At 67.9% G+C, this 10947-nt stretch carries 9 protein-coding genes; 3 read left to right on the top strand and 6 right to left on the bottom strand.

The window, feature by feature from the left end:
* Positions 1-79 precede the first annotated feature (79 nt).
* Entirely contained in the window at positions 80-1063 is a 984-nt protein-coding gene (locus tag GBG68_RS12855) for a lysophospholipid acyltransferase family protein (protein ID WP_152147990.1), read from the bottom strand.
* Positions 1064-1266: 203 nt separating this feature from the next.
* The gene (gene ppsA / locus GBG68_RS12860; RefSeq protein WP_152147992.1) at positions 1267-3651 is read right to left on the bottom strand and encodes a phosphoenolpyruvate synthase; all 2385 of its coding nucleotides are present in this window, start codon (positions 3649-3651) and stop codon (positions 1267-1269) included.
* Between the two features lie 190 nt (positions 3652-3841).
* Here ppsA and GBG68_RS12865 point away from each other — a divergent pair, with 190 nt between their 5' ends.
* From GBG68_RS12865 to GBG68_RS12875, 3 genes are all read left to right on the top strand, one after another.
* A complete protein-coding gene (locus GBG68_RS12865; protein ID WP_152147994.1) occupies positions 3842-4663 on the top strand; it encodes a pyruvate, water dikinase regulatory protein in 822 nt (273 codons plus the stop codon).
* A gap of 70 nt (positions 4664-4733) precedes the next feature.
* On the top strand, positions 4734-5204 hold the full coding sequence (locus tag GBG68_RS12870) for a DUF1249 domain-containing protein (protein ID WP_413463314.1): 471 nt from the start codon (positions 4734-4736) through the stop codon (positions 5202-5204).
* Positions 5201-5668, top strand: a complete 468-nt coding sequence (locus GBG68_RS12875; RefSeq protein ID WP_152147999.1) for a Fe-S cluster assembly transcription factor — start codon at positions 5201-5203, stop codon at positions 5666-5668. The genes GBG68_RS12870 and GBG68_RS12875 overlap by 4 nt, the downstream gene beginning before the upstream one ends.
* Positions 5669-5708: 40 nt before the next feature.
* On the opposite strand, the gene GBG68_RS12880 is transcribed toward GBG68_RS12875, so the two are convergent.
* The 4 genes from GBG68_RS12880 to GBG68_RS12895 are packed head-to-tail and all read right to left on the bottom strand — an operon-like array spanning position 5709 to position 10292.
* Entirely contained in the window at positions 5709-6467 is a 759-nt protein-coding gene (locus GBG68_RS12880; protein ID WP_193222337.1) for a glycerophosphodiester phosphodiesterase family protein, read from the bottom strand.
* The gene (locus GBG68_RS12885) at positions 6464-8443 is read right to left on the bottom strand and encodes a DUF3488 and DUF4129 domain-containing transglutaminase family protein (protein ID WP_152148003.1); all 1980 of its coding nucleotides are present in this window, start codon (positions 8441-8443) and stop codon (positions 6464-6466) included. Before GBG68_RS12885 ends, GBG68_RS12880 begins: the two co-directional genes overlap by 4 nt.
* Positions 8440-9387: a DUF58 domain-containing protein gene (locus GBG68_RS12890; protein ID WP_152148005.1), complete on the bottom strand. Its 948-nt coding sequence runs from the start codon at positions 9385-9387 to the stop codon at positions 8440-8442. Before GBG68_RS12890 ends, GBG68_RS12885 begins: the two co-directional genes overlap by 4 nt.
* Complete coding sequence (locus tag GBG68_RS12895) at positions 9387-10292, bottom strand: AAA family ATPase (protein ID WP_152148007.1); 906 nt, start codon at positions 10290-10292, stop codon at positions 9387-9389. Before GBG68_RS12895 ends, GBG68_RS12890 begins: the two co-directional genes overlap by 1 nt.
* Positions 10293-10947 lie beyond the last annotated feature (655 nt).

The following is a 10947-nucleotide window of genomic DNA, read 5'->3' on the forward strand; positions in this document are numbered from 1 at the left end:
AGTCGCGAACCAGCCACCAATCTAGCAGTATCGCAGCGCAGCATGAAAGGCCAGGCGGCCCGGGCCTGGGGGGCGCTGTTCAGTGCCTTCCCAGCTCCTCCAGGCGCGCGCAACGGTTCTCCCGGCGGGCACGACGCAGTGCCTTGACACTGCCGCGCCGGTACAGCGTGCGGGGGCCGTGGGCGGTGCGGGCATAGCGCTTGTTGGTCCAGTGGTACTGGGCCGGCGCGCGTTCGATGATGCGGGCAAGGCCCACGCTCAGCGCCGTGAGCCCGGTCTGGGGGTCCGGGTCGTGCAGGGCGGTGTCGGCCGCTTCGAAGTGAATCTCCACCCGGCCGTCGTTGCCCGGGCGATGGCTGTACATGAAGAACACCGCCGGGTCGAAGCGGCGGATCAGTTGGTGGGGCAGTGAGGAGCTGCGTACCGGCACGCCGAAGAACGGCACGTAGGGGTTGTTCCGGCCCTTGGGCAGATGATCGGCGACGATGACCACGGCCTCCTTGCGCTCCAGCGCCCGCAGCCCGGCCTTGATGCCCCGGGCATTGGCCTCGACCAGCCGGCTGCCGGTGGCCTCCCGCGCCGCGGTGACCGCACGGGTGAGCTGCGCATCGTCGTGGGGGTTGTAGAAGATGGTGGCGGGCAGCTCCCGGCCCAGCAGCAGGGAGGGCAGTTCCCAGCTGGAGTGGTGCAGGGTGAGAATCAGCAGCGGTCGCCCGGCGGCATGGGCCTCGCGCACGGCTTGCAGGCCCTCGATGCGGCTGATGCGCGACAGGTTCTCCTCGGGGCTGGCGGACCACACGTGGGCGGCATCGGCCAGATTGCGCGCCGAGCCGGCCAGTGCGCGGCGGGCCAGGCGGCTCGCTTGCCCCCAGTTCAGGTGCGGGTGGCTGAGCATGATGTTGATCAGGGCGTTGCGGTAGGCACCGGCCATGCCCAGTGGCAGCCAGGCGCTCAGCCAGGCAAGCCCCGCCGCCAGCCGGGCGCTCAGGGCGAGCGGCAGCTTGCCGAACAGGCGCATGGCGAGCAGCGCCGTGGAGGGGCGTTGGCGGGTCTGGCTTGTCATCGTGAGGGGGCGTTACCGGTGTCTCGGGGATTGTTCGCACGAACAGACCGTCGAAGGCCGCGTTCGGTTCCGCAATTGCACGGCTTCGCGTCGCCCGGATGAGGCCGACGGCGAGAATCCGGGCCTTGTGCGTAGCGAACGGCTTCGTGGCTGCAAAAAGGCGCCCCTGGGGGCGCCTTCAAGCTGTGCCTTGAGCTGAGGTGTCAGCTCTGTTCGTCCACCGACTGACCGGCCAGGAACAGCCAGGTCTGCACCACGGTGTCCGGGTTCAGGGACACGCTGTCGATGCCCTGTTCCATCAGCCAGCGGGCCAGGTCCGGATGGTCCGAGGGGCCCTGGCCGCAGATGCCCACGTACTTGCCGGCTTTCTTGGCGCTCTGGATGGCCATGGCCAGCATGCGCTTGACCGCCGCGTCGCGCTCGTCGAACAGGTGCGCGATCAGGCCTGAATCCCGGTCCAGGCCCAGGGTGAGCTGGGTCAGGTCGTTGGAGCCGATGGAGAAGCCGTCGAAGATCTCCAGGAACTCGTCCGCCAGCAGGGCGTTGGAGGGCAGCTCGCACATCATGATGACCTTCAGGCCGTTCTTGCCCTGCTCGAGGCCCTGCTCGCGCAGCAGTTCGATGACCTGACGGCCCTCGTCCAGGGTACGCACGAAGGGAATCATGATGATGACATTGGTCAGGCCCATGTCGTCACGCACGCGTTTCAGCGCATCGCACTCCATGGCGAAGCACTCGCGGAACTCCTCGGAGATGTAGCGCGAGGCGCCGCGGAAGCCCAGCATGGGGTTCTCTTCGTGGGGCTCGTACTGCTCGCCACCGATGAGATTGGCGTACTCGTTGGACTTGAAGTCCGACATGCGCACGATGACCGTCTCCGGCGCGAAGGCGGCGCCCAGGGTGGCGATGCCCTCGGTGAGCTTCTCGACGTAGAAATCCCGCGGGCTGGCGTAGCCGGCGATCTGGGTGCGAATCACCCGCTGCAGCTCCTCCGGCTGCTGGTCGAATTCCAGCAGCGCCCGGGGGTGGATGCCGATCATGCGGTTGATGATGAACTCCAGCCGCGCGAGACCCACGCCGGCATGGGGCAGGCTGGCGAAGTCGAAGGCCCGATCGGGGTTGCCCACGTTCATCATGATCTTGAAGGGCAGCTCCGGCATGTCGGCCAGGCTCACCTCGTTGACCACGAATTCCTGCTCGCCCTCATAGATGAAACCGGTATCGCCCTCGGCGCAGGACACGGTGACCGGCTGTCCGTCCTGGACTCGCTCGGTGGCGTCGCCACAGCCCACCACGGCCGGGATGCCCAGCTCGCGGGCGATGATGGCCGCGTGGCAGGTGCGCCCGCCGCGGTTGGTGACGATGGCCGCGGCCCGCTTCATGATCGGCTCCCAGTCCGGGTCGGTCATGTCGGTGATCAGCACATCGCCCGGCTGTACCCGGCTCATCTGCTTCAGGTCATCGATGATCTTGGCCTTGCCGGCGCCGATGCGCTGGCCGATGGAGCGGCCGGTGGCGAGCACCTCGCCGCGATCCTTCAGCTGGTAGCGCTGCAGCACCTGGCCGGCGTCGCGGCTCTTCACCGTCTCGGGGCGGGCCTGGAGGATGTAGAGCTTGCCGTCGTTGCCGTCCTTGCCCCACTCGATATCCATCGGGCGGCCGTAGTGCTTTTCGATGATCAGCGCCTGGCGGGCCAGATCCTGCACCTCGGCGTCGGTGAGCGAGAAGCGCATGCGCTCGGCCTCGTCCACGTCCACGGTCTTCACCGTCTTGCCGTGGGCGCGGTCATCGCTGTAGACCATCTTGATGGCCTTGCCGCCCAGATTGCGGCGCAGCACCGCCGGGCGATCGGCTTCCAGGGTGGGCTTGTGGACGTAGAACTCGTCCGGGTTCACCGCGCCCTGCACCACGGTCTCGCCCAGGCCGTAGGAGGAGGTGATGAACACCACATCGCGAAAGCCCGATTCGGTGTCCATGGTGAACATCACGCCGGCCGCGCCCACATCGGAGCGGCACATGCGCTGGATGCCGGCGGACAGGGCGACTTCGCTGTGCTCGAAGCCGTGATGCACCCGGTAAGCGATGGCGCGGTCGTTGTACAGGGAGGCGAACACGTCCTTGATGGCGAGCAGCACATTGTCCAGGCCGCGCACATTCAGGAAGGTTTCCTGCTGCCCGGCGAAGGAGGCATCGGGCAGATCCTCGGCGGTGGCGGAGGAGCGCACCGCCACGGCCAGCTCGCCGCCGGCCTCGTCTTCCAGCTTGCGATAGGCGCTGACGATGTCGTCGCGCAAGTGATCGGGGAAGGGGGTGTCCACGATCATCTTGCGGATGCGCGCACCGGTGGCCACCAGGGTGTCCACGTCGTCCACATCCAGGCCCTGCAGTTCCTGGTGAATCTGCTCGCGCAGGCCGGAGGCGTCGAGGAAGTCCCAGAAGGCGGCGGAGGTGGTGGCGAAACCACCGGGCACTTGCACCCCGGCATTGGCCAGGTTGCTGATCATTTCACCCAGGGAGGCGTTCTTGCCGCCTACGCGGTCAACATCGCCCATACCCAAGGAATCGAACCAGACTACATTCTGTCGCAAGGTGGAGTTCCCCCTGTTGCTGCGCGCCGGCATCACTTGCCTGTAAACGTCGGGACGCCCGGGGGCGCCCACAATTTCAAAACCTTCTCCGCACCTCGGTGTCGCGCCGGGTGGAGTCGTTCTACCGCCCTGGAAATTGGGCTAGGATGACTGACCCGCTATTCAGGCCAGCCAGTGAAGAACAAGCTCCATGTCGCGTAAACGCACCGTATTTTTCGTCTCCGACCGAACGGGCATCACCGCCGAGACCCTGGGTCACAGCCTGTTGACGCAGTTCGAGGTGGATTTCGAGCAGATTACCTTACCGTTCGTGGACAATCCCGAGCGGGCCCACAAGGCCCTTGAGCAGATCCGCGCGGCCAACGAGGAAAGCGGCGAGCGCTCCTTCGTCTTCAGCACCATCGTCGATGACGAGGTCCGGCGGATCGTGGCCACCGCCGATGCGGTGGCCTTCGATTTCTTCGACACCTTCATCTCGCCACTGGAGCGGGAGTTGGGTCGACCCTCCAGCCACACCGTGGGGCGCTCCCACGGGATGGCGGATAATAGCATGTACGACGTGCGCATCGATGCCATGAACTACGCGCTCAACCACGATGACGGCGTTACCACACGTCACTACACCCAGGCGGACCTGATCCTCATCGGCGTGTCACGCAGTGGCAAGACGCCCGCCTGCATTTATTTCGCCCTCAAGTACGGCATCTACGCCGCCAACTACCCCCTCACCGAGGAGGAGTTGGACGAGGGCAAGCTGCCGGAGTCCCTGCGCCAGTTCAAGGACAAGCTCCATGGCCTGACCATCCAGCCCACCCGGCTGCACACCATTCGCAAGGAGCGCAAGCCGGACAGCCGCTACGCCTCCCTGGGCCAATGCCAGTTCGAGGTGTCCCAGGCGGAGAAGATCTTCCGTCGCGAGCGCATCCCCTTTGTGGAGACCACCACGATGTCCATTGAGGAGATCTGCACCACGATCCTGCACGGCGGCAAAATCAAGCGGCGACTTTATTAAAAAACCGTGATGGATTCCACCCGCGCGCAGGAGCGGGAGAGGAAAACCGCTGTGCTATGATCCGGGTATGATTCTGCTGACACCACATACGCCGCTGGCCGAGCTCACACCGGGCAGCTTCGCGAGCCTGATGGAGCTCTACGAGAGCAACTACATCTATATGCGTCGCCTGGTGCCGGAGCTGCGTCAGCTGGGCCCGCGGGAGGTCTCCCGGGGCGGCTCGGCGGATCTGCACCTGGAGGTGCTGGAGAAGAACCCCTATACCACCACCTGTCACCTGACCCACCTGTTCGGCCGGGACGGCGAGGGGGTGCATTCGCTTCCCAATCTGAAGGTGCGGGTGTATCACGATGCCCGCAGCGCGGAGGTCTTGCCGGAGCGCGGTCTGGAGGCCTTCGCCCGGCATCGGTGCGAGCCGCGCCCGGTGCCTGGGAGCCTTGCCTGGAAGTGGGAATTGAACCGCTTTCTCAACCGCTGGCTGCGATACTGCCTGGGGCAGGGGCACGGTTTCTCGGCCCGGTCCGAGCCGGGTGTGGCATGAAACTCTCCACCAAGGGCCGCTACGCGGTCACGGCGATGATGGATCTCGCCCTGCATCAGGACAACGGGCCGGTGGCGCTGGCGGACATCTCCCGCAGCCAGGGGATTTCCCTGTCCTACCTGGAGCAGCTTTTCGCCGGCTTGCGTCGTCATGGGCTGGTCACCGGCGTGCGCGGCCCCGGCGGCGGCTATCGTCTGGCTCGGGAGACGGCGCGGATTACCGTGGCGGATATCATTCTGGCCGTGGACGAGAGCGTGGACGCCACCCGCTGCAAGGGCCGACGCGATTGTCAGGACGGTGAAGCGTGCCTTACCCACGATCTGTGGGCGGAATTGAGCGGCCAGATCCACGATTTCCTCGACGGCATCAGCCTGGCGCGGCTGGCCGAGCGGCCGGCGGTGCTGGAAGTGGCGGCGCGCCAGGATCGAAACTGCCAGCGGGGGAGTCGGGCGAGGGCGCATTGAGCGAGCCCGGGGCTTTCAGCCGTGGCCATGCCCATGGCTCCTACGGGGTCGGGGGTGTGGGCGTGTCACGGGCGGCGGCCAAGGCGCGCAGGTCCCCGGTCTCCACCCAATCGAATCCCTGCCGATGCAGCCGTCGGGCTTCCTCCGGCTCATTGATCTCATAAACCACCCACTCCCAGTCGCCGCCCCAGCAAGGCGCGCCGGTGCCCGCGGGCAATAGCTCGATGTCACAGAAGACGAAGTCGGGCCGCAGCAGCTCGCAGCGCTCCCGTTCGGCGGCGTCCAGGTTGTGCAGCGCACGGCCGGTGCGCAGCCCCGCGCGCAGCGAGCGGGCCTCCTGCAACACCTCGTCGGCGTAGCTGATCAGCACCAGTTGTTTGCCGAGAGGCGCGCAGGCCGCCAGCACCTGCTGCACACAGGCAGGCAGGCGGTAGCGGGGGAGGGTGTCGGTCTTCACCTCCACGAACACGGTCAGCTCCGGCCAGGCCGCCAGGGCTGCGGCGGTCTCGGCCAGGCCGGCCAGACGCACCTCGCGAAATCGATCCCCGAAACGCTCCGGCTCGCCCGCGGGGCGTTGCCGCAATTGCTCAAGGCTCAGTGCCTGCACCTGCTCTCGGCCGCCGCCGATGCGCCGCAGATCCGGGTCGTGGATCACCACGGGCTCGCCGTCGCGGCTGAACTGTACGTCCAGCTCCACGCCCTGGGCGCCGGCCTCGGCGGCGGCACGCAGGCCCTCAAGGGTGTTCTCCGGGTAACGGCCGATGTCACCACGGTGGGCGATCAGTCTGGGCTGGCTCACTGGGGTCCTCCTGGTTTGAAGGCGTCCACTTCCCGGCGCAGCTCGGCGAGCCGTGGGCTGCTCGATTCGCTGCGATAGCGCAGGGCGCAATAGAGCTCGGTGATTTGCTGCACCCTGGCCGCCAGCTCCGGCCGGGCGGCGCTCACGCGGTGTGCGTAGTCCCGGGGCCCTTCACTGGGATGGGGGGGGAGGCCGCCGCGGGCAAGCTTGCGGCAGTACCGCTGGTAGAGGCGCAGGCTGGGGTCCCGGGGTTGACGGCGTCGTTCATGGAGCAGGTACAGGCCCAGCAGCAAGAGGGTGCCGCCCAGCAGCAGCGCCAGGGCGCCGGCCATGCGCCGCCAGTCATCGAGGCCCACGCGACCGAGCAATTGACGCTGCAGCCGCGGGCCGTAGGCGATGACCCACTGGTTCCATCGATTGTCGAGCAGGTCCAGTTGCAGGCGGAAGCGGCGCAGCAGCCCGCCATCGCCCCGGGCCATGGCCGGCACCGGCTCGCCCGCGCCCAAGGCCTCGCCCAGGCCCCATTCCACCCGGTCCGGGGCGACGAAACCGGTGGGATCCACCCGCACCCAGCCCCGGCCTTCCAGCCAGACTTCGGCCCAGGCATGGGCATCGGACTGGCGCACGATCATGTAATCCCCCGAGGGGTGGGGTTCGCCGCCCTGGTAGCCGGTGACGATGCGGGCGGGCACGCCGGCGGCGCGCATCAGTACGGCGAAGGCGCCGGCATAGTGCTCGCAGAAGCCGCGGCGGGTGTCGAAGAGGAATTCGTCCACCGGGTCGTCGGGGAGCCGGGGCGGAGTGAGGGTGTAGTGAAACTCGCGCTGGCGGAACCATTGTTCGGCCAGGCGGACAATCTGCCCGTCGTTGTCGCTTTGCGCGCGCCACTGCCCGGCCAGGGCCCGGGCCTGGGGGTGGGCGCCCGGGGGCAGTTCCCGGTAGCGATCCAGGTGTCGTTCCGCGGCGGACGGCGCGAGGCGGTAGTCCAGCCAGGAGTGCATCCGGTAGGCGGTCAGCTCCCGCACCGGCTCATCGCTGCGCAGCTCGTAGTGGGCATTCAGGGCGCTGCCGGCGGGGGTGTCGCCGGGCAGGTCCAGGGCGAACAGCCAGCGCTGGTCATGGGGTTGCAGGGTGACGGTGTAGCGGCTGGGCCGGCCGGTGCCGAGCAGGGCCGGCGGGGTGGGGGGTACTTCCCCGGGCCGCCAGCTGCGCCCATCGTAGTTGGCGAAGACCAGGCCGCGCCAGTAGCGCGCGGCGTGGGGCGGCGGCTCGCCCTCGAAGCTTGCCCGAAAGGCCACCGCGTCGGATTGACTGAGCTGGCTGATGCTGCCCGGGCTCATGCTGTCGCTGAGCCCCGTCGTGCCGGCGTAGGCATCCTCGGGCAAGCCCCACAGCGGCCCGGCAATGCGCGGGAACAACACGAACAGTATCAGCATGATGGGCAGTGCCTGCAGCAGCAGGGTGAGGCTCAGTCTGGCCTGCCGGCGCAGATCCCGGGTGGGGGTGGGACGACCGGTGCTGACCAGCAAGGTGGTCACCGCCCAGGCCACCAGCATCATGTAGCCCGCGGTGAGCAGGGACTGGGAGTAGAGGAACTGGGTGACGATCAGGAAAAGGGCCAGGTACAGCAGCACCTGGGTGTCCCGGGGGCGGCGCATTTCCAGCAGCTTCAACGCGGTCATGGCGGAGAGCAGGGCGGTGCCGGCATCCCGCCCCAGGATGCTGCCGTAGCTCAGGTACACCCCCAGGGTCATCAGCACGGTGAGCAGGATGCGCAGCCAGGCGGGCGGCAGGGGTTCGCCGCGCAGGGCGAGGCGCAGCCGCCACAGGCCGATCAATACCACGGTGGCGCTGAGCCAGGGCGGGATGCGCAACAGATGTGGCGCCAGTACGGCGGCCAGGGTAAGCAGCAGGGCCCCGAGCACCGGGTTGGGCAGCAGAAAATCCCGCCCCAGGGGTGGTGTGGCCGTACTCATGCCGGGTACTCCGCCAGCGCCCGCAGGCAGCGTCGGTAGTGTGTTTCACCGCACCCCGGGGGGAGGCTGAGCCCGGGCAGGCGCAGCCCGTAGCGTTGTCCGCGCCGCTCGGCCTCCAGCACCCAGCGACACAGCCGCGACAGGCGTGCCTCGGTATCGGCTAGCCCCACCTGGTCCCAGTCCAGCCACAGTTCGCCGGCGGCCTCGCCGGTGAACTGCTTGGTCTGGGGCTGCTCGCCCCGGGCCACGGTGCGCCAGGCGATGCGTTTGGGCGAATCGCCGGCTCGATAGCGCCTCAGGCCGCCGAAATCCTCCTCGCCGGCACCGTTGTGCTGCCCCTGGCCCTGCTGGCCGGAGGCCGCTGGCGTCGGGCCGCCGGCGGCCTCCGGTGCCGGATACACCAGACAGGACCAGTCCGGGTCCAGCCAGGACCAGGCGCGAAACAGGCCGCCCGGATAGCGGGTCGCCAGACTGATACGCCCCGGGCGCAGTCGGCCGCGCCGGGGCGCGGGAATCGGCAGGACGACGCTCCCCTGGTCCCGGCCGTCCAGGTCCACGTGCACCGGGTGGTCCTTGCCATGGCGCAGCTCCAGGGCGGGTCTGGGCCGGCTCAGGGGGTTCTCCAGGTGCAGGGGGAAACGCGCCTGTTGCCCGGCGAACACCGGTTCCGCCTGCCCCGGGCGTATCAGCAGACCGTTCAGGTTGCGGAACGTGTGCAGGATCATCACCAGCGCCAGGCCGGTGAGCAGGAAGGTGAACAGATAGCCCATGCTGTTGTTGTAGTTGGCCGAACCCAGCCACATGACCAGCAACAGCAGCGCGTAGACCAGCCCGGCGCGACTGGGCAGGATGTAGATGCGGCGATAGGGCAGCTCGATGAGTTGGCTGCCCGCCGACAGCCCCTTGAACAGATGCTTGCGCAGCAAGCCGTTGAGCGTGCTCATCAGGGAATGGCCACCTCGTCCAGCAGGCGCGCCCCTTCACCCGGGGCATGCTCCTCGCCGGCGCTCAGGCGGTGTTCCGCCACCGGCGCGAACACCGCCTGCACATCCTCGGGCAGCACCGCGTCACGTCCGTCGATCCAGGCCCAGGCCCGCGCCGCGCGCAGCAGGGCAAGCCCCGCCCGGGGCGAGAGCCCATGTCGGTAACGCCCGCAATGGCGGCTGTGCTCCAACAGCGCCTGCAGGTAATCCAGCAGCGCCTCCGAACAGTGCACGCGGCCCGCCTCGTGCTGGGCCGCCAGCAGCTCCCGTGGCGAGAGCACCGCCGGGAGGTCCCGGATCAGGCCGCGCCGCTCGGCGCCGGCGAGCAGCGTGCGCTCCGCCGCGCGGTCCGGATAGCCCAGGCTGATGCGCATGAGAAAACGGTCCAGCTGGGATTCGGGCAGGGGGAAGGTGCCCAGCTGGTTGTCGGGGTTCTGGGTGGCGATGACGAAAAAGGGCTGGGGCAGGGCGCGGGTTTCCCCCTCCAGGGTCACCTGCTGCTCTTCCATGGCTTCGAGCAGCGCGCTCTGCGCCTTGGGGGTGGCGCGGTTGATCTCGTCGGCGAGGATGAGTTGATGAAACACCGGACCGGGATGAAAGCGAAAGGCGCCGGTATCGCGCTCGTACACCGAGGCACCGAGGATGTCCGAGGGCAGCATGTCGCTGGTGAACTGGATGCGCTGAAAATCCAGCCCCAGCAACTGGGCCAGGGTGTGGGAGAGGGTGGTCTTGCCCACCCCAGGCAGATCCTCGATCAGCAGGTGGCCGCGGGCGAGCAGGCAGCTCAGCGCCAGGCGCAGCTGCGGCTGCTTGCCAAGAATGACCTCTCCGGCCTGATCGAGGAAGCCGCGGATCTGTGCGTGCATGCGGGGTCCTTGTGGGAGTTGTTCGGCCCATATTGGCCTTTATCAAAGGCTGTTAACAGCTCCCCGGTACGATCTGGGCGTACTCCAGGGCAAGCACAAGGACCGCGGCATAGCCCGGCGGGTTCGTGACCCTGTGCCGGGCCAATGTGGATTGCATCGGCACCGAGCACGGCGTAGTGCGACGGCTCCTGCCAGGGAAGAGGGGCGTTACGATCCGCAGGCAATAGAAAGGTTCATCGCGGGTTGGCGGGAGAATCTGAAATGAAAACAGAAGCTGGCGCTGTGGCTCCGGTCTTGTGCCAACCGGCTGGGTCAGGGTGGGGCTTTCCGGGTTCCACGTCTTGGTCCCGGGCTGCGCCCGGGACTCCCCTGTGCTCCTCGGCCCGGGCGGCGCTCCGCGAACTCGCTACGCCTGCGGCTCCGCTCAGACAGCGCTCCGCTCATTTCCGCCCGGCCCTGCGGTGCTCGGCGGCGCCGACGAACCCGGAAAGCCCCACCCTGACCCGGTTCCCAATGGCTGGTGGAGCGTCCACCGGAGCGTGAAGGCCCTGGGGCGGGTACGGCCGGCGGTGGCCGTCGATGCAGCCGAGCATCGCAGCCGGAAGGGGATCAGCGAGCAGCTTGTTTGAGCGTAGCGAGTTTGCTGCTCGCCCCC

The organism is Alkalilimnicola sp. S0819, from assembly GCF_009295635.1.
In the GTDB taxonomy this organism is placed as follows: Bacteria; Pseudomonadota; Gammaproteobacteria; order Nitrococcales; family WHIW01; genus S0819.